This is a genomic window from Streptomyces sp. NBC_01298 (assembly GCF_035978755.1).
In the GTDB taxonomy this organism is placed as follows: Bacteria; Actinomycetota; Actinomycetes; order Streptomycetales; family Streptomycetaceae; genus Streptomyces.
In genome coordinates this window covers 1,083,999-1,104,434 of record NZ_CP108414.1, presented here as the reverse complement: position 1 = coordinate 1,104,434, position 20,436 = coordinate 1,083,999, and the positions used below count along the sequence as shown (strand labels likewise).

The following is a 20,436-nucleotide window of genomic DNA, read 5'->3' as shown; positions in this document are numbered from 1 at the left end:
GCCGGGGGAGGCGGTGACGCGAGGGGTGTGGCTCACCGGCGGGCTCCGCCGTGCGCGCGGGACTGGTGCACGAGGCGGGCCGCGGCCATCAGGTTGTCGGCCTCGCACCGACGGCCGAGCTGGAGGAGCGCACCGACCTCGAACATCGTCAGCCAGCTGCAGGCCGGTATCGCGGCGGCGAACTCCTCATATCCCTGGCCGTGCTTGTGGCCCGGCCGACGCGACCAGGCGCGGCGGGCGACGGCGTGCGCCAGGGAGGCGGCGCTCTGGGTCTGCGCGTTGCTCAGGTTCAGCGTTGCGATGATCTCCGCCGTTCCGAGGAGCGGCAGGTGCTTGAAGGACATGTGGTTCTTCCGAGTCCAAGAGGTGTGGGCGGCGCGCCCATGCGGGCGCGCCGAGGGGTTCAGTCGTTGGCCCAGCCGAAGAACAGCCAGCCGTTCTCGGCGCTGGACGTGGTGACCGGCAGAGCGCCAGCCGGGCCCCACTTGTTCTCGATGCGGGGGTCGTTGGCGTCGATCAGCTCGGACGCCCGGCGATATGCGGCGGCCTTGGATCGGCGGGGTTCGTCGAAGACGATGAAGGTGTCCTTCTCCGCGATGCTGCCGGTGCCCTCCCGGTGCCCGTGCTCGTACAGGGCTTCGCTGCGGATCGCTTCGAAGGCCTTGTCCGGCGCGTCTCCGGCGGCGATGTCGTAAAAGGTGATGGCGCCCATCAGGCCCTCCAGGCGGTGTGTCGGGTGGCGGCATGGCGCGGCCCGCCCCGATGGCGGGGCGGGCCGGGGAGAGGTGCGCTCAGCGGATGCGGACGCGGCTGCGGTTGGTGCGCATCGGGCTCGCCGGGCGGTACAGGGCCGGGGCGGGAGCGCGGCGGACCTCGGCCAGCAGCTGCTCGACCGGATTCAGGACGGGCACCGGGGCCGCCGCGACGCTTGCGATCGCCTCGTCCAGTGCCTCGATGTGGATGGTCGGGAACTGCTGACTCCAGCGGCTCATCGCCTCGCCGTCGGCTTCGTCCAGCCCGGCGGCTACGGCGAACTCTGCCCACTGGACCGCCATGTTGACCGAGGCCCAGGTGAGGGCGACCTCCGCCTGCTGCTCGGTGATGGCGTAGTTGCGGGCGACGTGCAGAACGGTGAGCGGGTCGGGGATCGGGATGCTGTTCATGGGATTCCTTCCGGCTGGTCTTCGGACGGGGGTTTCCCCCTTCCTTATATCTGAATTCTACTACCTCTAGAGGGGGTGTCAATGTAAACCCGCAGGTCACAGGCTCGGTAGGTCGATACTCAGGCTGCGGCCGGCGCGGCCTTGCGGGCGCTGAGCGCACCCCGCTTGCGGATCGTGGCGGCCCCCGCCGCGCGGGACTGCGCGCGCTGCGCCGTGACGCGGCACTGCCCGCAGAGCGGCTCACCGTTGCGCCGGTGTCCCTTCACGCCACTGCTCTCCCCGCACACCCCCGCCCGCGAGGGCAGTCCCTTCGGGAGTGCCGGCGCCGAGGCCGCCGAGGCGACGACCCTTCCGTTGACCCACACCCGCGCCGAGCACACGCCATCGAACTGAGAACCCTGCGGACGGACGCGGTCGTAGCACTCGGCCACCACCGGGCAGCCCAGGCAGGTGCGCAGCAGGGGCTCGGTGAGCTCGCCCAGCTCCTTGGTGGACTTGCGGGTGACGGGAGGGTCGAAGACGAACTCCTCGACGCCGACGCACGGCGCCAGCTCCATCCAGGACGTCGTGGCGGTCGAATTGATCACGGCTGGCACCTTCTCGGCGGGCGGGCGGGTGGGTCAGAACAGGGCGGGCTGGGGGTGCGGCGCGGGCGTGATGGCCTCCTTGGCCGCCGCCGCCCTCAAGGCCAGGCGCGCGGCGGTGCGCGACCACGGCTGGTAGGCGAGGGCCCGCCATGTCTCCGGGTCGCGGAAGGGGGCCGGCCCGCGGTGGTAGGCCTGCTCGTGCGCCGCCTCGTCGTCCACGGCCTTGCGGAGTGCTCCGTAGCGCACGGGAGTCAGGCGCTGGTCGATCAGCTCGGAGGCGTCGACCCAGGCCACGAGACCCGACCTGATCCCCGCGGGTGCCTCGACCTCGTAGGTGAAGCCGCGCGGCGCCCGGGTCTAGGTGCACAGAGCTCCCGCCTCCGGCTCGCCGGGCACACGGCGCATCTGTAGCCGCCGGCCTGGGTCCAGGAGCTGCTGCTCGCCCCATCGGGCGCGCTGGTAGTTGTACGGCAGGTCCACGAACGCGGCGAGCTGCGCCGGAGTGAAGAAGTCCCGGACTGCCATCTGGATGTCGTCACCGGTGAGGGCCGGGGCGGCAGGAGGCTTCATGAGGCTACTCCAAGAATGTGCAGTGGCCTATTTCTAGGCCACTGCACGCGGTTGAAGGGTCAGGTGTACTGGAGCAGGCGGGAGTCCGTGGACTCCTGCTCCTGCACCTGCTCAAGCACGGCCGTCAGCGCGAAGCTGACCTGCCAGGGCATCGCGGTCATCGACAGCCCGAGGCGGGGCCGGCGGTCGGTGAACTCCCGTACGGAGACCAGTGTCCAGTCCTGCGCTCCCTGCTCCTTCTGTGCCGTGACCTGGAAATGGTCAACGTAGAGGTGGACCGTAGGTCGCGGGGTGGAGCTCTTGACGTGGATCTCCCAGGTGCGGGTCGGTGCGTCCATCAGGTACTCCGGCGCCACGGTGGCGCGGCCCTGGCTGATCTGAGGCTGGTTCATGCGTTCTCTCCAAGAGGTATCGCGGGCCTCTCCCGCGTTATCTAAATTCTACTACGCGGGGTAGGGGTGTCAATCAAGCGACGGCGTCAGGATACAGAAAGATCGTGGCCTATTTCTTGTTTCGGGGGTTCACCGAAGCCGAGGCCTCCTTCGCCGCCCGCGACCGCACACGGATCTCCGCGATCGCATCCCTGGCCACCGACGACAACGGCGCCCCGTCGGAACGGACTTCGTTCAGCACCTTCTCGTCCCGGGCCCGCTCCCGCGCACGAGCCGCCTCCTTCTTCACCCGCTCCTCATCCGCCCGCTGCTGACGAGGACTCGTCCCGCAGCCACGGCAGGACCGCCCACCGCCCTCCGGATGCGCCGAGCACCGCCCCGGCTCCTGCGGCGCTGCCGGGGTCTCTTCTGCTGCGGCAGCGGGCTCCCCAGCAGCGCCAGCTGCGGGGGTTGGGGGGTTCTTCTTTGAGTACTTGCTCTGGTTACTACCTATAACCCCGGGCGAACCGGCGGCCGGAGAACCAGACCCCGGGGAACCGAACCCCGAAAACCCGGTTTCGGTGCCGACCTCGCCCTCAAGGTTCGGCCCGGCCGGACTCGGCCCCGCCGGAGCCGGGCCCCCGGCCTTCCGCCGGCGTGCCGCCCGCCGCTGCTCCGCCTCCCGGAACTCCTCCGCGGCCCACTCCTGCGCCTGGTCGTAGACCTCGGTGACCCGATGGAACGTGCCGTCCGCCAGGCGCTCGGTCACCACCCGGTAGTACCCGGCATCCCGCAACTCCCGCAGCGCCGTCCTGACCGCCTCGATGCCCTCCTTGCCCGCCTTCGAGATCCGATCGGCGGCGACCTTCCACGAGTCCGGCTTGGCCAGCAGGTATGCCAAGATGCCCCGCGCCCGGAAACTCAACCGCGCATCCTCGAGCGTGGCCGTCGGCAGCACGGTGTACCCGGTGCTGAGGTGGCGGCGAAGAATGGTCACGGGGAGCCTCCAAGGGCATATGAGCGGTGTAGCTGGGTGCGTTGGGGTCCATCCGGCCGCCCCGCACACGCGAGGCGGCCAGGGGTGCCATCAGGCGGCCGGACGGGCCTTCGAGACCTTGATCGACCGGGGCGACTTCTTGCCCGGCGCCTTGCGCATCGGCACCGTCATGCCGGCGCGGCGCATGATCCGGACCATCGCCTCCTGGTCGGGAACCATCGGCACGGCAAGGTCGGCATCCTCGAACGCGCCGGCCATCGCCTCGACGTCGGCCTCTTCCTTGTCCTTGCCGCCCTCCCACCCGAGATGGTTGGGGCCGTAGTTGCCCTCCGGCGAGTCATCGACCATGGCGCGGACGAGCTTCTTCACCTTCTCCGCCTCCCTGCCGCGCTCGCGGGCACGGACGTAGCGGTCCAGGGCCTTCGCCCGGTCCTCGTCGTCGTGAATGAGCAGGGTCTGTGCTGGAGTGCCCGGGGCCGCGTCGGGCCAGCACGCGGACAGGAAGGCGCAGTTGTCACAGATCGCGGACAGCTGCGGCCCGTCATGGTCGCGGCGCAGCTCCTCCGGAGCCGGGGCCTCGATCACCCGGTCCACCCACCAGCGCGCCTCCGCCGCCAGCCACTGGTCGAACGGGAACTCCTCGACGTGCTCCTCGCCCGTGTCCCGGTTGACGAACCGGAACCGGATCCGCTCGACCTGTACCGGCCCGAGCCGGTGCAGGTACCGCTGACCGGGGATGTCCGCGAAGCCCACCGTGCACAGCAGGCTCGCGTACAGCAGGACCTGCCGCATCTCGGCGGCCGTGGGCCCGAAGCGCACGACCCGGTCCCAGATCCGGCCCGACTTCGTCTTCACGTCCTCGACCGTCAGTTCTGCGGCGGCAACCTTCGGCCGGTGCCGCTTCGGGAGGCGCCCGGCGGTCGCCGCGTCCAGCTGCACGATGTCGATGTGCCCGCGGATCGTGTCGTCCTGGACCGTCCGCTCCACCAGCCACCCGTACTCACGCCGCGCGTCCTCCAGCAGGCCCGTGTGGATGTACGTGCCGAGGATCGCGGTCTTCTTGTCGGGGGTGTTGGTCCGGGCAGTGCCCGCCAGGATGTACCCGGCCCGGCGCATGCAGATCGTGTCCGACGCCCCCAGCTGGGTCTGTACCGACCGGGGCCGGCGTGCATCGGCGGCGTGCGCGGCCTCCCAGATGGAGACCTGCGAGCGGGCGCGGGGCCTTATGGCCGTTGTGGTCATGAAAGAGCTCCAAGAGGTGCGCCGGGCCCGCCCATCGAGGCGGGCCCGGCGAAGCGAGGTGGGGAGGGGATCAGGCGGCTTCGTGTTCGTCGAAGGCCGTTCCCGGCGGTGGCTCCTCGCCGTCCTCGGCTGCGGCAGCCCGCAGGCGCGCGGCATCGCTCGTCGGGTCCACGAGGGGCTTCGGGTTCTGCAACGCGACGGCCTTCTGCTCGATGGAGGCCCGGATCACCAAGACCTCCTCGCGGCTGAGGTTTTCGTTCCCCTCGATCTGCTTCCACAGCTTCTTCAGCTCGCCCACACCGGCAGCGGCCGCCTCGTTGACCTTCGGCAGCCACGCCTGCGCGAGGTCACCCGTCAGTTCGGGTGTCGCCCTCGGCTGGTTGTGGATCGCGCAGCCCATCCACCCGAACACCAGCTGCTCGATGGTCAGGTCCGGCGCGTTCTTCGGCTCCCCGCCGCGCGGCACCTCGAACTTTAGGGAGCGGGCGCCGATGATCTGGGGGTCCTCGTTGCGGCGCAGTCGAACCCAGACCGTCGAGTCGAAGGCGAGGGACTTGTGGCCCTCGACGCGCCAGTCCTTGGTGCGGGGGATCGGGTCGCCGTTGCCGTCGACGGCGGTGACCTCCTTGCCGCGTGCGAGGAGGATCACGATGCCCGGCATGGTGCGGACGAGGTACATCACCTTGTTCCACCGCTCGGCGGCGTCGTTCCACAGGTTCATGGACGGCTTGACCTCGGCGTCCGGGTCCTTCCGCAGCTTGTTCTGGCCCGAGATCGAGCGCCTGGCCCGCTCGTTGGTCCAGTTCACGAGCATCCGCCACAGCATCGACACCGAGTCGATGACGAGGACCACCGGCTTCTCCTTCGCGGCGGCCGCCCGCTTCGCTTCGGCGTGCACGGCCTCGATCTGGCCGAGGATGTCGCGGTAGCTGCCGTTGTGGTCGATGAGCAGGTAGTCCGCGCCGGGCACGTTCACGTACTCGTCGGCGGTGTCCTCGCCGAGCTCCAGCCAGTACGCCTGTCCGGTCTTCTTGGATCCGGTGAACGTGGCGGCCGTGTGGCTCTTGCCTGCCTTCTCCTCGCCTTCGAGGAGGATCACCGGCCAGGGGATGACACCGGTCGGCTTTCGGGTGCGGAGCTTGGGGACGGGCTGGGTGGGCATGAACTACTCCAAGAGGTGTGATGTGTAGTGGCCTATTTCAGGCGCTGCGCAGGCCTCGGGTCTCGAAGACCGAGGACCATTCAGGGTGCCGCTCAAGCAGCAGGCGGGCGTAGCGGGACCGGTAGTCGTTGTTCAGCTTCCAGACGTCACCCCTGGTGGCCCTGCCGTACTCGTAGCGCAGGACCTCGAAGAGCATCCCGATACCGACCCGCCTCAGGCCTCGGTCGACGCAGTCGGCGGTCATGGCTTCCAGCTTCCCGAGGATCCAGGGGTTGAGCTGGTGGAACGCCTCGAAGCGGTCCTGGATGCTCAGCGGTTCGCCGGCCCGGTCCGGGTGGCGCAGCGGCGCCATCGGCAATTCGAGCTGCATGGAAGTCATGAACTTTCCCCCTCTTGTAAGTAGTGGCCTATTTCTACGTCACTCCGGCGTGATGGATCAACCGCACCGCCCTGCCTGTATCGCAATTCTACTACCTGCGAGGGGGGTGTCAATCAGCATCCGGAGAGCCGAGACGCCTGGCCGCCAGCGCGGGTTGAGCGGCAGTCTGCGGATGCGAGCCCGAACAAATGCCGCAATGCTGGATCCGCCGATATCCGTAAGGAGAGCCGTCATGTCGATGCTCGACAAGCTCAAGGGCCTGCTCAAGGGCCACGAGGACACAGCCCGGCAGGGCGTAGAGAAGGCCGGAGACGCCTTCGACGCGAAGACCCAGAACAAGTACCAGGGCCAGACCGACATGGTTCAGCAGAAACTCAACGAGCAGCTCGGCACGGACAAGCCCGAAGGCCGCCCGCCGCAGGCGTAAGAGCACGAGATCCGCCCTCGCCGGTCCCGAAGGACCCGCGAGGGCGGCCGGCTGCAACGAAGGCGCGGAGCCTAGGCCTCGGAGTCCTCCGCCACGGCCTTCTTTCCGCGCGCCTTGAACGACGACCCCGGACCCTCGTACGTGCCGGTCCTCAGCTGCTCCGCAACCGACTCGTTCAACTTCCACTCCCCAGGGCTACGGCGGGCCTCCGCTGAAACCCTCACCGTGTGCTCCGCGCCGGCGAGCACCGTATCCAGCAGCCACAGCGACGACCCCGACAGCGAGTAGTCCGCCGCCGGCAGCTGGCCGCGCGCACTCGTCCGCGCCGCCTGACTCACCTTCACCTGGCTCACGCCGAACAGCTCCGCGTACTCCTGCGCGCCGACCAGAGGCGGCAACTCCGCAGCCTTCATCGGCTTCGACGTCGCACCCTGCTCCTCGATGAGCTTCTGCAGCAGGCCCTGATCCAGCTGCCGGCCACGGCTCCCCGGTGGAAGCGCCAGGTCGATCACCAGGCCGCCCGGCCAGTAGGGCTTGCCCGAGACGATCACCGCGTCCTCGTACGAGAGCACCCCGCCAGGAACCCACCGGTCACTCACGGCCGTGGGTGCGATGCCGTACACCTTGGCGATCTCCTTGCGGCCCAGTACCAGCGGCTTCGCCACGACAACCCCACCTCTCTCCCGAATCTGCCATAGCAGAATACGGGTAAAGGGGTGGGGTTGTCGCACGTGGGCACCGCAAGCGTGCCCGGCACCCCGTTAGACTGAGACCACACTTTCCAAGAGGTGTACGCGACCCCCCGCCCATCGGCCGATGCTCGGGGGTTTCGCAGTATCTGAGGGCGGCACGGCTGCACCTTCAGGAGATGCCCCTGAACGTTTCCTTCTCTGCCCATTCTTGGGTGGTTCAACAGGTTCCGTGCGTAGACGTAGGCATGTCAGGAGCTGTGGCGCCGAAGGCCGTCGCGCCCTTCGGTCCCCTCGGAAGGCGACCGCCACCCGACTCGGCGGTATGCGTCCATTCGGTAGTAGTCGTTGCGATCCTCGGTCGCCTCGGAAGGTGACCGCCACGAGCTGGTAACGGACGAGCTTCACGACGGCGGCGATGTTGCGATCCTCGGTCGCCTCGCACGGCGACCGCCACCACGGTGGGCCGCACGACCTGAGAGTCGGACCGGTGGTTGAGATCCTCAGTCGCCCCGGAAGGCCGACCGGCACTTCGGACCGTGAGCTTGGAGGACGGCCGCGTGGTGGTTGCGATCCTCGGTCGCGTCGGAAGGCGACCGCCACGACGCAGAACGTCCAGCAGACGCAGACGGCGTATCCGTTGCGATCCTCGGTCGTCTCGGAAGGTGAACGCCACATTTCCGCCGCCACCGCGACCTTGGCAGCGAGCATGTTGCGATCCTCGGTCGTCTCGGATGGCGACCGCCACACCCACGATGAGGCCGCGGCGAGGATCGCGGCGGCGTTGCGATCCTCGGTCTGGAAGGCGACCGCCACGATCCCGCGCTTGACGAGGACCAGGTCCGCAACGAGGTTGTGATCCTCGGTCGCCTCGAAAGGCGACCGCCACATCGAGACGGATACCAGCGGATGGGGCGCCTACCAGTCGCGATCCTCGGTCGCCTCGGAAGGCGACCGCCACTCCAGATCTTGGAGAGGGGGTCCGTGGTCGTCGTGTTGTGATCCTCGGTCGCCTCGGAAGGGACCTGGCCATTCATGCGCGGCCGCCGCGCACGGTGCTGAGGGCCTTGGCCAGCTCGAAGGTTGCGGCCCTCGGGCGCCCCGGAGGGCAGCGGCTGCGGCCAGACTGAAGCGCCTGGAGATGGTCAGGCATGGGTTGTCATTCGGTGGCTGCCGGGTAGGGGGCCTGCAACCTGGCATGGACGGATCGCGCCGGGTGGCGAGTTGTGGGCTGGCTTTTCACCCGATGAGGCGGGTCAGCGTGATGCCGGCGGGGAGGTCGGCGTCCCGGATCTCGACGGTGCCGTAGTCGGTGAAGTTGCGGGCGCTGACGTCACCGAGGGGTTTGACGTGGATCCGGTCGAGGAGGGTGTGGGCGGGGGCGCGGCCGAAGGCGTCGTCGTGGGTGAAGACGTACAGGCCACGCAGAGCGAGGGCCCCTCGGGCTGCTGCGCGGTCGTGGTCGAGCATGAGGGTGAAGGCGCGCCAGAAGGCTGCGAGGTCCTCGCTGGTGACGCCGGTCTTGGCAGCGAGGGGGGCGCTGAAGTGTCCGGCGCCGCGGTAGAGGCCGTAGGGGACGATGTGTTTGGAGCCCATCTCGGTCTCCTTGCCCTTCTTGCCCTCCTCGGGGTTGTGCCAGGCGTCGATGTCTTCCTGCTTGGTGGGAGTGACTCGCGTGACGCCGATATCGAAGGGGGTGATGGGGTCGATGGAGCGGGAGAAGGAGATTTGCATAGGCCCTTGGACACGGCCGGCTGTCTTGTCCCTCTTGCCGGTGGACATCACGGCGCCGAACATGCGGACGTCGAAGAAGTTGCGGCACATCCAGGTACGGGCTTCGCTCTGGTTCGTGGCCCCGTTCTCGGGTGTGTAGGCGCGCTCGTGCTGAGCGTTGAGAGCGACGCCGGCTTCGACGTAGATCTCGTAACCGGGCTTGTTCTCTTCGTGGTTGATCAGAGCGACCGTGTTACGGATCTTGCGCTTGATGGCGACGTCGGTGATCAGGCCCTGTCCGGTGACCGGGTCGGTGCGGGGGATACCGCCGTTGTCGGGGTCTCCGTTGGGGTTGCTGTCGGTGGCGTCGATGAGGAACACGAAGTCGTGCTTGCGGGTCGGGTCAAGGTGCGCCTGGGTCATGACGGTCCGTTCTCTGGGTGAGCTGTCAGCTGTGGGTGACATGCCGGCGTGTAGCTGCCCTTGAGCAGATCACGATGCGGGCTCGGGGTCCTTGCTGTCGGTGCTGTGAGCCTTGGCCGCGGCACGGTCGGCAGCGCGCTGCTGTTCGTAGCCGATGACGAAGCGGCCCTGCTCTCGGGGTGTCAGGTGCAGGGGGAGGTCGTCGCTGAAGGCGCTGAAGACCTCGCTGAGGCGGGCTTCGAGGGCTGCTCCCGCGGAAGGTCGGTCGCGGCGAAGGCGCTTGAGATGCGCGTTTGCTCCGATGCGGAGCTGCGTCAGGACTACTCCGGGGGCGGTGACCGCGGCGCTGAAGTGCTTGTCGCGGATTGTGGTGTTCACATTCCGCATGGCGGCGCGCTGCACGGCTTCGAGGACGGCGAACGCCCGCCCGCACAGGTAGGCGGGGTCGGCGCTGGAGAGGTCCAAGGTGGGCATCAGATGGTCCCTGGGGTCGGTGGAGCGGTTGAGGACGAGCCGGAGCAGGGCGATACGGGCGACGTCGACGTGGTGGTCTGCGCGGATGCGCTGCAGGAGCGCGGGCAGCAGCCTGGCCGGCGGCGGAGTACGCCGCAGTGCGCAGCGGGCAAGGTCGGCTTCGAGGCCGTGAGCCGCACTGTCCTTGACGTAGCGGTTGCCGTCGTGGCGTCCCGCTGAAATAGCCAGGAGCCACAGCGGCACGTAGCGGGTCTGGCCCGTCCATCCGTCGTGGACGCCGTGGTCCAGGTACCAGGCGCCCACGTTCGCCTTCAGTTCCTCGAGGGGAACCTCGAGCCATTCGCGCACGACGATGCGGGCGTTGTTCAAGCCCAGGGTCAAGGCGTAGAAGTCGTTGGGATTCACACGGTCGGCGGCCGCCGCGGTGTGCTGGTTGTGGAGGGCGGTGAGGAGATGGCCGATGGCTGCCGGGTCGGGCTGGTCCTCGTACAGCAGCGCCATGAGTGAGTCATCGGCGGGGGAGCGGGTCCACCACACCATCACGCTGTCCGGAAAGCGGCGGCGGTTGGTGTCGCTTGCCAGGAGGTAGTTGAGGGTGGCCATCACCTGCTGCCCGCATCGGTCACAGACCGGGGTATTGGCCAGTTGGGTGGTGCCGTCGCGACCCTGGGCAGTGGTGTTGATGCTGATGAGCTGGCCCTCGTTGCTCCCGCCGGTAGTGGGGATCGCACCCTTCTTCACCGGTTCGGGGATGGTGGCCAGCAGGTCTCCCACGGTGCCGCAGATCAGACATAGCCCGCGCTGGCCGTCGCCGCCCTTGCGTTCCCGCGCCACCTCGGACCACACGCGTTGAACCGAGGTGTCTTCGTGGACCCAGCGTGTCCCGACCATGACGGCCACGGTGTCCTTCGCGTCCAGGTCCTCCGGCAGCCCCTGTGCCGGGAGCCCTCCGGCAGTGAAGAAGGCGCGAAGAGCGACGGCGGAGGGATTGTCAGGATCGCCATGGGCCCAGCGCAGGGCGAGCTCCCGGTAGGCGGCATGGCGGCGCCGCGCTTCTTCCTCGTCCTTGGGGGAGGGGCCGTCCGGCCGGCCGGTGTTCTTCGGCCGCCCGAGAACGAACTCGGCAGTGTCCACCAGGAGGTAGGGCGGTACCTTCGTCCCGGACCGCTGCACGTAGGGGACTGGCGTGATCAGCGCCTGGTCCCGCGCCTTGGGCGGAGGGCGGCGCGATACGAGCCGGGCGCCGCCGCCGTCTTCTTCGATGTGCAGGATCCAGTGGATCTGTTTCGGCCGGTAGAACTCCGGGGGCAACGAGCTCCCGAGCTGCTCGGAGTATTCGGTCAGGCGCTTCAGCAGCACGGCCTCAGTCCTCCGTTCCGGTCGCACGCCACGGCGCCTGGGGCATGGCCACCGCCTCGTCGGGAAGCGGCTGCAGGGGAACGTGGAGCACCCCGTCGACGAGGCTGGCCCTGAACCACCGGTACCGTTCGCCCTGCGGCGTGTAGGCGATGGAGTGGAGCATCACGCCCAGCTCCTCGGTACGCGCAATGGGGCAGGCACTCTCGGCCGAGTCCGTGGCCGGCCCGAAGTGGGCTGTGAACTCCCGGCATCCGAAGAATGGTTGGGAGAAACTAGCACCACGCTCTACCCGGCGGCGCAGCTGCTCGCGGTACTTTTCCTCGGGAGCGTTGGCCCGGGCGGACGTGACGATCTGGGCACCGATGCGGTACCGGACATCTCGCAGGGCCATGGTGCTGCGCTGGTCCCGGTCGGCCTCGACGTCGTAGCGCCGGGTGCGGTTCGCGCGCAGATCTCGCACCGTGCCGGCGTTGATCGTGGATTTCACCTCGTTGCGACGTACCTGCACCCACTGAATCGGTGCGAGCACCTCGATCCGGGTGATCACGTAGCTGAACTCAGGCTTCCAGAAGATCGCCTCCAGAAGCCCGCGGGCCGCCGAAGGGGTCATGACCGGATAGCTGACGCGTTCAGCCTTCAGCTCCGGACGGGTGTAGCAGGCAAGTTCTCCCCACGTCTCGACCACCAGATCGGGGAACATCCAGCCCCCGTTTCCGCGCCCCGCGGCCCTGCTCTCCTTCGAAGTTGACGTACGCAACTGCGCCTCCACCCCTTCATGACAGTCAAGCCGACGAACCCGCCTCGTGCGGCGCCTGTCGCCGACTGCGGTGCCCCCGCACCCTACGAGCCGCCACTGACAACGCCCCGGGACATCAACGTCCGTGCGGTGAAGCAGAGTTGAGTGATATCGAAGCGTCTTGCTAGGTCTTGAAATCAACATGGCAGCGCCATGCCGCGGAGACGTCTGGGTGACTAAAAATGCGTCAGACGCGCCCACATACTGCTCATGCGTGGCCGCGCCTGATCGATGGAGGATCGAGCGAATTCGCGTCGATCACACTGTTTCTACCCTCAGCTCACCCAGCGGGTGAACTGCCGTCCGGCACCCCACCAGGGCACCTCGCGACAGGGTAGCCACCGACCCGCGCTGTCAGACCAGATATCCCGCACGATCTTCCGGCGCGAAGGGGTCCAAGCCCCTCTCCTCGTCGTATTGACCGCACCACAAGACGAGATCACCGACCACCGGCTCAGCGAGCCCGCACGACAGGGCCACCCGGACCTCATGGCGAGGCAGCGCAGCCATGTGTGGCTGCAATCGGCGCAACACCTCAGGCCCGCACGGATACGGACCCCGCAGCGCCGCAACATCACTCTCGATCCCGGCGCGGTCCTCCTCGTCCCTGATCACCACCACGGCCTGCGAGTACTCGTCATTGATCATCTGGAAGTCCTCGGCGACCTGCGGGAAGTCCAGCGCCTGCCGGGCCACCTCGATGTGGCTACCCATGCCCTCCCCTCCCGCCACCTGGTAGGCGTACCGCTGCGGGTAGTAGGCGGCCAGGGCATCGAGATCATCCGGGTGGGCCAGACCCGGGCCGAAGAACCTGGATGTCGCCTCCAGCGCAGCTGTGTAGGAGGGATCCTTCGGCTGGCCCGCGCCCTCAGCCCGGAACACCACAACCACACCGTCGTGCGGTAGGCGCCCGTCACGGTTGCAGCGTCCGGCCGCCTGCTGCAAAGACTCGGCCGGCGCCCACGCCCGGTATACGCGAGGGAAGTCAACATCCACGCCCGCTTCGATCAACGGCGTCGACACAACCCGAACAGGCAGCCCCTTTTTGAGGTCTTGTCGGATGGACGAGATCCCTTCCCGCCGGTGGCTGGCCGTCATACGCGTCGACAAATGCCGCACATGCTCCTGGCACCTGTCCGCGAGCAGCCGGTGAAGGTGGGCGGCATCCTTGGTGGTGTTCACAATGGCCAAAGCCTGCTGGCCTGACTCCGTGATCTCCTGCGCAACGCTCTCCCATGTGACGCCCCCGCCGACACGCCACTCGTAGCTGACCCTGCGCAGCTTTCGGAACAGGTCCGTCACGTCGTCTACCACCGCGCGGCGATCGAGACCCTCGAGCCTTGGCAAAGACCAAAACTCCGGCTGCGTCGCCGAAGCCAGCACGACGGTTACCCCGAAGTGCTCCACCAGCCCACGCAGAACACTCAGGATTGGCACCAGGAGCCGGTCGGGGAGCGCCTGGACCTCATCCAAAACGATCACACTCCCCGCCAGGCGGTGAAGCTTGCGCATAGCCGACGGCTTACGGGCGAACAGCGACTGAAACAGCTGTACGGTCGTCGTGACCACGAAGGGGGCGTCCCAATTCTCTGCCGCGAGCCGTGACCACCTGCCACTGGCTGTTTCGTCGTCCAGATCGACCGAACTGTGGTGCTCCAGCACCACCGGTCCACCCTCCGCCTCCGAACGCGGATCCAGCATGTCCCGGTACACCTGGGCGTTCTGCTCCGTGATGCTGATGAAAGGCACCGCCACCACTACCCTGCGCCGACCATGAGCGGCAGCATGCCGAAGAGCAAACCCCGCGGAGGCCAGTGTCTTCGCACCACCAGTAGGCACATGCAGCACGTACATCCCAGGCGGCCCTGAAGCCGCAGCGAGAGCCTGCTCATACACGGCGCCACGCACCTCGTCCACAGGCGACTTCTCACGCCTGGCAAGCATCTCGCCCCGACGCACCTCAAACCGTGTGGCAAGCCCATCCATATCGACCGGCGGCCCCAGGCGCACGGACTCGCTGGCGAAGTGCGCCTCCGTGTCCAGGAAATCGGCGTCGACCAGGCAACTGAACAGCATCCTGACCAGCAGATCCATCCGTAGCCGCAGCTCAGACGCCGAGAGCTTCGGGTCGGACAGCCAGGACGGAGGCGCGATCCTTCCCTCACGGAGAATCTCAGGAACGAACTGAGCAACCCGCGCGGTTGCTTCCCTGGCCGTCTCCGCCTCCGGGCCCTTGCCGGCAAGCTCAGCCAGCACAACCCCTACCTCCTGCAAGGAGGGCATCCCGCCATGATGTCCAAGCACCGGTGAAGCGAAAGGTCGGCCCAACACCTGCGCGGCCAAGTGGGCACCGGCACCCTTGTGGGGAACGCCGACTCTGCCCCCGAGGCGCTCAGCCCGCTCGACCAGCGCCACCTGCCATGCACAGCTCCCCTTCCCCACGTCGTGCACGAGGGCGAGATACTCAGCAGAGCGCCCCATCCCGAACGCGTCTCCAAAGACACGCGCGAGCGAAGCCGACCCCCGCAGATGATCCTGCAAGGTATGTCGTAGGCCAGTCACCGTACTGCGACTATGAGCCCACAGTGCCTCGCCAGGACGGTCGCTGTTGTCGCGGGACTCAACCAGTAATCTCGACATGGTCGAGCAGCCTACGAGGGGCCACTGACAATCCTCTTCGTGAGCCTGAGGAGGGAGCTTCGGAACCTCATGCACACACGCGACACGCGGTCCGCACCGAAGCAAGAACATCTAATTTGGTGCCATTTGCGGTGTGAAGTCAGCCCCTTGGCCGGTCCGGCTAGGCTGAATCCCGCACGTGAGTCAGAGTGGCGGTCGTCCTTCCGGACGGCCGAGGATCGCAACATGTCGTCCAGATGCCCGCCGAGCAGGTGTCGGGCGGTGGCGGTCGTCCTTCCGGACGGCCGAGAATGGCAACGGCGAGCAGCAAGCCGGTGAGCGCGAGTCGGGGGAGTATGGCGGTCGTGCTTCGGGACGGCCGAGGATCGCAACTGGTTCAGCAGCGCGTCACGAGTGGTGGTTGTCATCTGGCGGCTGCCCTTCGGGACGATCGAGGATCGCAACCGAGGCGAGACCGACGGTGCGGCAGCAGTACGGCAGCGGCGGTCGCCTTTTGGGATGACCGAGGCTCGCAACATGATGACCAAGGCCTACACGGGAATGCGGCTGGGGGTGGCGGTCGTCCTTCCGGACGGCCGAGGATCGCAACGACATCCTCACGAAGGGCTTCCAGAAAGGCGCCAACGTGGCGGTCGTCCTTCGGGACGACCGAGGATCGCAACCAGGTCGACCGGCGGTATGAGGGGCTCCGGGAGCAGCGTGGTGGTCGCCCTTCGGGACGATCGAGGATCGAAACCGCCGGGGCTGCGTCACCATGGCCGGCAACCTGACCGAGCCGCGGTAGCCCTTCGGGGCCGAGGAGCGCAATATAGGGGTGTCGCTGTACTGCCCGGTCAGGCCGGTGGTGGCGGTCGCCTTTCGGGGTGACCGAGGATCGCAACCTGATCTCGCAGCCGAACCTGAACCACGTCGGTCTGGTGGCGGTCGTCCTTAAGGGACGGCCGAGGATCGCAACGGTGTAGCGAGCGGCGTGGACGGGGCTACTGTCGGGTGGCGGTGGTTCTTAGGGACGGCCGAGGATCGCAACGGCGCGGACAGCCGCGCCACGAGGACACTTCCTATGGTGGCGGTCGTCCTTTGGACGATCGAGGATCGCAACACCCGGATCGGCATCCCGATGCCAGAACCCCGCATCGTGGCGGTCGCCTGTTGAGGCGACCGAGGATCGCAACCACAGCTCGACGAACGCGGCGCGGGTGCTCGCCGGGTGTGGCGGTCGCCCTTCGGGACAACCGAGGATCGCAACTTCTGCCGCACCACGCGTCCGGTGCACTGGTGCAGGTGCGGCGGTCGCCCTTCGGGACGACCGAGGATCGCAGCTGGTTGAGGTACAGCTCGACATATTGCTCGGCTGCTGGGGGCCGTCACCCTTCGGGGCGGCCGAGGATCGCAACGACGGGCTGAAGCCGTCCAACAACGGCGAGTTGCAGTGGCGGTCGTCCTTCGCGACGGCCACTGCACCGCGGCGTTGATGACCGTGCCGGCCCCGGCGGTGGTGGCGGTTGTCCTTCGGGACGACCGAGGATCGCAACGGCCTGCACCACTCCGCGAAGTCGGTCTACCGGTCCCGGTGGCGGTTGTCCTTTGGGACGGCCGAGGATCGCAACCCGCACACGGCCGAGGGAACATAGCCATGAGGTCTGGTGGCGGTTGCCCCTTGGGGCGTTCGAGGATCGCATCAGGCGGTGGCGGAAGTCGCAGTAGGGGCGGAGATGTGGCGGTCGCTCTTCGGGGCTGCCGAGGATCGCAACGAGTGGTTCGCCCCGGACGAGATACCGCGGGATGAGTGGCGGTCGCCCTTCCGGACGGCCGAGGATCGCAACCGACTAGCCCTTGCGAAGGGCCTGTCCGTCGCGCAGGTGGCGGTAGTCCTTCCGGACGGCCGAGGTTCGGAACTGCTTAAGGGCCCACGCAACCGCGGTCCGGGTCTGGTGGCGGTCGTCTTTCTTTTGACGGCCGAGAATCGCAAGGGCAAGGGCATGGGGATGGCCGCCCGCCAGATCGGGATGGCGGTCGTACTTCGGGACGGCCGAGGAGCGCGGCAACAGGGATCGGGAACTGATGCTTGTTGATTGCCGCTCCGGCTGATGCAGCTTGCGGTCGCCCTGCGGAGCGGCCGAGGATCGCAAAACGGTGGACACGCGCAGCCGAAGGCGGAACCTCGCAGTGACGGTCTCCCCTCGGGAAGGCCGAGGATCGCAACAACCCCGAGTCGGACGGCAACGAAAGGTCGCTCGGCGTGGCGGTCGTCCTTCCGGATGGCCGAGGATCGCAACTCGATGCCCACGATAAACCGCCCGGCCCCACGATGGGGGTGGCGGTCGCCTTCGAGACACCCGAGAATCGCAAATGACACGAAGACCGTCGACCGGGTCGACTTCGATGTTGTGGCGGTCGTCCTTCTTCGGGATGATCGAGGATCGGAACGGCCTGGACATGTCGGCGACTGAGCAGGCCGGGGGGTGGCGGTCGTTTTCGTAACGACCGAGGATCGCAACTGCGGGATGGTGCGCGCACGCTGGTCCTGGCCGAGCGTGGCGGTCGTCCTCCAGGACGGCCGAGGGTCGCAGCAGGGCTGCGAAGAGCCCTGGCCGGGCTTGGGCTCGGCGTGGCGGTCGCCTCTAGGGACGAACGAAGATCGCACATTCACGGACGCGTGACCTACCGCGCGCATGGCGGTTACCCTTCGGTGTGGCTGAGGATCGTAACAAGGTTGGGCAGACGCCGCAGGGTGACTAGGGCGTGTGGCGGTCGCCTTTTGGGACGACCGAGGGCCGCAAGGCCCCCCATTGCAGAGGTCCAGAGCCTCGCCTGTGGTGGTTGTCCTTCGAGATGACCGAGGATCGCAACGAAAAGGAGATCGCCAAGCTGGCACCGGCCGCGCAGTGGCGGTCTCCCCTCGGGGCGACCGAGGATCGCAACGCCGCGAAGCGGGCGACTGAGGTCGTCGCGCGGGCCGGTGGCGGTCGCCTTTCGGACCGACCGAGGATCGTAAAGAGGAAGCGGCCGAAGGGTTGGCGCGGTTGGACGAGGTGGCGGTCGTTCTTCCGGACGACCGAGGATCGCAACGGCCTGTCCAAAACGATGCTCGCCGGTGCAACCTCGGTGGCGGTCGGCCTTCAGGACGATCGAGGATCAACCTGGGGTGTTAAGCGCGCCGACGGTCGGCGCCATCGTGGCGGTCGTCCTTTGGGTCAATCGAGGGTCGCAAGTCCACGGGGACTGCGGTGGCGATGGGACGCTCGGTGCGTGGCGGTGGTCCTTCGGGACGGCCGAGAATCGCAACGAGGACCGCGAGGTCTAGGAATAGCTCAAGGACCCAATGACGGTGATGATTCTGGACGACCGAGGACCGGAACGCCCAGGCCGCCCTCGCGCTCGCCGTCGGCTTCGGGCCGTGGTCGTACTCCGGGATGACTGAGTATTGCAATGCCGAGGTCGAGGGGGCACTCGCCAGGGCCAGGCCGGTGGTGGTCGTTCTTTGGGGCTACTAAGGATCGCAACGCCGAGTACCTGGGAGGCGAGATCGAGCCCGTACGGGTTGGCGGTCGTCCTTCGGGACGGCCGAGGGTCGTAACTCGATCACCAGCGCCCGCATGATCCAGTACAGACGGGTGGCGGTCGCCCTTCTGAACGGCCGAGGATCGCAACGTCCCCATGTACCGCGGGTTCATCGACGTCATGCACGTTGCGCTGGTCCTTCGGGACGACCGAGGATTGCAGCGACGAGAAGAACGAGACCCCGCCACCGCAGCGGGTGGCAGCCGTCTATCGGGATGGCTGCGGATCGCAACTTCTCGGAGAAGCTGGGCTCTGACCTTCTCAGCGCGGGGTGGTGGTCGTCGGACGGCTGGCGGATCGCAGTAGCGTGTTCCGCGTGGAGGGTCCAGCTGATTTACGAGTGTCGGCGGTTGCCCCTTCAGGACGACCGAGGATCGCAACAAACTCCTGCGGTGGCAGCGGGATCTACTCGTTGAGTGGCGGTCGCCCTGCGGGACGACCGAGGATCGCAACGTCCGCTTCAGCGTCAACGCGATGATCCGCGTTGATATGGCGGTTGGCCTTCTGGGCGGCTGAGGATCGCAACGGCCTGACCTACGGTGCCGTGAACTTGTACGGTGGCGGTGTCGGGCGCCCTTCGGGACGGCCGAGGGTCGCAGCTGCGTGAGGACGCGCCGTGCCGACAGTGCCACGAGCATGGCGGTTGCCCTACGGGTTGATCGAGGATCGTAACGACGACACCCGTACTGTCGCCGGCGTGGTCACCGTGGGCGGTCGTCTTTCGAGACGGCCATGGATCGCAGCACCGTGTTCCGCGCGGCGCACGTCCAACTGATCTACAAGTGCCGATGGTTGCTCCTTCGGGACGGCTGAGGATCGCAACCGTGAGGAGTCAGAGAGAACGCCGCCTCTCGGCAGGGGTGGCGGTCGCTGTTTGGGACGATCGAGGACCGTATCCCCCTCTGGGTGCGGCTCGGTGCCAGCGACCACCGGGGTGGCGGTCGTCCTTCCGGAAGGCCGAGGATCGCAACGTCTGTGTGGTCGTCGTGTGCGGCTTGACCGCGTGGGTGGCGGTCGTCCTTCCGAAGGGTCGAGGATCGCAACACCTCGGCGGGTCATCTCGCCGAGCTCGGTGGAGAGGTGGCGGTCGCCCTTCGGGACGACCGAGGATCGCAAGGACGGCGACCGGGATATTTGGCCCCTGCTCAACCTGTAGCGGTCGCTTTTCGGGACGGCCCAGGATCGCAACGAGTACCACGTCATCGACATCGCGGCCGAAGTCGTGTGGCGGTTGCTCTTCGGGGCGACCGAGAATCGCAACGACCGCACGCGGGACCCCGGCGCCAGGTCCACAAGCGTGGCGGTCGCCTTCGGGGAGGACCGAGGATCGCAACATCACCGCCTGGTACACCCAGCGCGGGGAGCTGGACGTGACGGTTGTCCTTTGGGGCGGCCCAGGATCGCAACGGGATAGTCGGCTACGAGTGGGCCTTCGAGGACACGTGGCGGTCGCCTTCGGGACGACTGAGGATCGCAACAAGGCGGGCGGCTAGTACCTGATCGACGTGCCGTCGGGTGGCGGTCGCCCTTCGGGGCGATCGAGGTTCGACACTCGCGTGATTGAACTCGGGACGGGGGAGTGGTGGCGGACGCCCCGAGGGCCGCAACTCCTTGACGGTCATCAGGTCGCCGGTCACCAGGACCGTGGGGGCTGGCCATGACGTGTGGCGGTCGTCCTTCGGGACGGCCGAGGATCGCAACACGGGTGCTGGCTCGACACAGACGCTCTCGACCGCGAGTCGCGGTCGCCCTTCGGGACGATCGAGGATCGCAACTGATTGAGGTACAGCTCGACATACTGGGAGGCGGCTGGTGGCGGTCGCCCTTCGGGGTTCGTAACGTGGTCCAGACGGGCCACATCGACGGCTCCGGGAAGTGGCGGG

At 67.6% G+C, this 20,436-nt stretch carries 18 protein-coding genes; 1 reads left to right on the top strand and 17 read right to left on the bottom strand.

Annotation, left to right across the window (positions count from 1 at the left end; all coding sequences use genetic code 11):
- Positions 1-32 precede the first annotated feature (32 nt).
- The 11 genes from OG730_RS05040 to OG730_RS04990 all read right to left on the bottom strand — a co-directional run bounded on the left by OG730_RS05040 (position 33) and on the right by OG730_RS04990 (position 6,471).
- Positions 33-344: a hypothetical protein gene (locus tag OG730_RS05040; RefSeq protein WP_327303031.1), complete on the bottom strand. Its 312-nt coding sequence runs from the start codon at positions 342-344 to the stop codon at positions 33-35.
- A 59-nt stretch (positions 345-403) separates the two neighbouring features.
- Positions 404-712, bottom strand: coding sequence for a hypothetical protein (locus OG730_RS05035; RefSeq protein ID WP_327303030.1), 309 nt, complete (start codon positions 710-712; stop codon positions 404-406).
- Positions 713-791: 79 nt separating this feature from the next.
- The gene (locus OG730_RS05030; RefSeq protein WP_327303029.1) at positions 792-1,163 is read right to left on the bottom strand and encodes a hypothetical protein; all 372 of its coding nucleotides are present in this window, start codon (positions 1,161-1,163) and stop codon (positions 792-794) included.
- Between the two features lie 119 nt (positions 1,164-1,282).
- Complete coding sequence (locus OG730_RS05025) at positions 1,283-1,750, bottom strand: hypothetical protein (RefSeq protein WP_327303028.1); 468 nt, start codon at positions 1,748-1,750, stop codon at positions 1,283-1,285.
- Positions 1,751-1,783: 33 nt separating this feature from the next.
- Positions 1,784-2,044 (bottom strand): hypothetical protein, encoded by a 261-nt coding sequence (locus OG730_RS05020; RefSeq protein WP_327303027.1) that lies wholly within the window; start codon positions 2,042-2,044, stop codon positions 1,784-1,786.
- Between the two features lie 63 nt (positions 2,045-2,107).
- Positions 2,108-2,320 (bottom strand): hypothetical protein, encoded by a 213-nt coding sequence (locus OG730_RS05015; protein WP_327303026.1) that lies wholly within the window; start codon positions 2,318-2,320, stop codon positions 2,108-2,110.
- A gap of 59 nt (positions 2,321-2,379) precedes the next feature.
- Complete coding sequence (locus OG730_RS05010) at positions 2,380-2,712, bottom strand: hypothetical protein (RefSeq protein ID WP_327303025.1); 333 nt, start codon at positions 2,710-2,712, stop codon at positions 2,380-2,382.
- Positions 2,713-2,821: 109 nt separating this feature from the next.
- Positions 2,822-3,688 carry a hypothetical protein gene (locus OG730_RS05005; protein WP_327303024.1) on the bottom strand — a complete coding sequence of 289 codons (867 nt, stop codon included), beginning with the start codon at positions 3,686-3,688 and terminating at the stop codon, positions 2,822-2,824.
- 90 nt (positions 3,689-3,778) lie between these two features.
- Positions 3,779-4,930: a hypothetical protein gene (locus OG730_RS05000; protein WP_327303023.1), complete on the bottom strand. Its 1,152-nt coding sequence runs from the start codon at positions 4,928-4,930 to the stop codon at positions 3,779-3,781.
- A 70-nt stretch (positions 4,931-5,000) separates the two neighbouring features.
- Positions 5,001-6,092: an AAA family ATPase gene (locus OG730_RS04995; RefSeq protein WP_327303022.1), complete on the bottom strand. Its 1,092-nt coding sequence runs from the start codon at positions 6,090-6,092 to the stop codon at positions 5,001-5,003.
- A gap of 37 nt (positions 6,093-6,129) precedes the next feature.
- Positions 6,130-6,471 carry a hypothetical protein gene (locus tag OG730_RS04990; protein WP_327303021.1) on the bottom strand — a complete coding sequence of 114 codons (342 nt, stop codon included), beginning with the start codon at positions 6,469-6,471 and terminating at the stop codon, positions 6,130-6,132.
- 232 nt (positions 6,472-6,703) lie between these two features.
- Here OG730_RS04990 and OG730_RS04985 point away from each other — a divergent pair, with 232 nt between their 5' ends.
- Positions 6,704-6,898 carry an antitoxin gene (locus tag OG730_RS04985; protein WP_327303020.1) on the top strand — a complete coding sequence of 65 codons (195 nt, stop codon included), beginning with the start codon at positions 6,704-6,706 and terminating at the stop codon, positions 6,896-6,898.
- Positions 6,899-6,969: 71 nt separating this feature from the next.
- On the opposite strand, the gene OG730_RS04980 is transcribed toward OG730_RS04985, so the two are convergent.
- The 6 genes from OG730_RS04980 to OG730_RS04955 all read right to left on the bottom strand — a co-directional run bounded on the left by OG730_RS04980 (position 6,970) and on the right by OG730_RS04955 (position 17,133).
- The gene (locus tag OG730_RS04980; protein ID WP_327303019.1) at positions 6,970-7,563 is read right to left on the bottom strand and encodes a hypothetical protein; all 594 of its coding nucleotides are present in this window, start codon (positions 7,561-7,563) and stop codon (positions 6,970-6,972) included.
- A gap of 1,263 nt (positions 7,564-8,826) precedes the next feature.
- Positions 8,827-9,723 (bottom strand): type I-C CRISPR-associated protein Cas7/Csd2, encoded by an 897-nt coding sequence (gene cas7c, locus OG730_RS04975; protein ID WP_327303018.1) that lies wholly within the window; start codon positions 9,721-9,723, stop codon positions 8,827-8,829.
- 69 nt (positions 9,724-9,792) lie between these two features.
- Positions 9,793-11,556: a type I-C CRISPR-associated protein Cas8c/Csd1 gene (cas8c, locus tag OG730_RS04970; protein WP_327303017.1), complete on the bottom strand. Its 1,764-nt coding sequence runs from the start codon at positions 11,554-11,556 to the stop codon at positions 9,793-9,795.
- A 4-nt stretch (positions 11,557-11,560) separates the two neighbouring features.
- Positions 11,561-12,256, bottom strand: coding sequence for a type I-C CRISPR-associated protein Cas5c (cas5c, locus tag OG730_RS04965; RefSeq protein ID WP_327303016.1), 696 nt, complete (start codon positions 12,254-12,256; stop codon positions 11,561-11,563).
- A 450-nt stretch (positions 12,257-12,706) separates the two neighbouring features.
- The gene (locus OG730_RS04960) at positions 12,707-14,992 is read right to left on the bottom strand and encodes a CRISPR-associated endonuclease Cas3'' (protein ID WP_327303015.1); all 2,286 of its coding nucleotides are present in this window, start codon (positions 14,990-14,992) and stop codon (positions 12,707-12,709) included.
- A gap of 1,826 nt (positions 14,993-16,818) precedes the next feature.
- Complete coding sequence (locus OG730_RS04955; protein WP_327303014.1) at positions 16,819-17,133, bottom strand: hypothetical protein; 315 nt, start codon at positions 17,131-17,133, stop codon at positions 16,819-16,821.
- Positions 17,134-20,436: the final 3,303 nt, after the last annotated feature.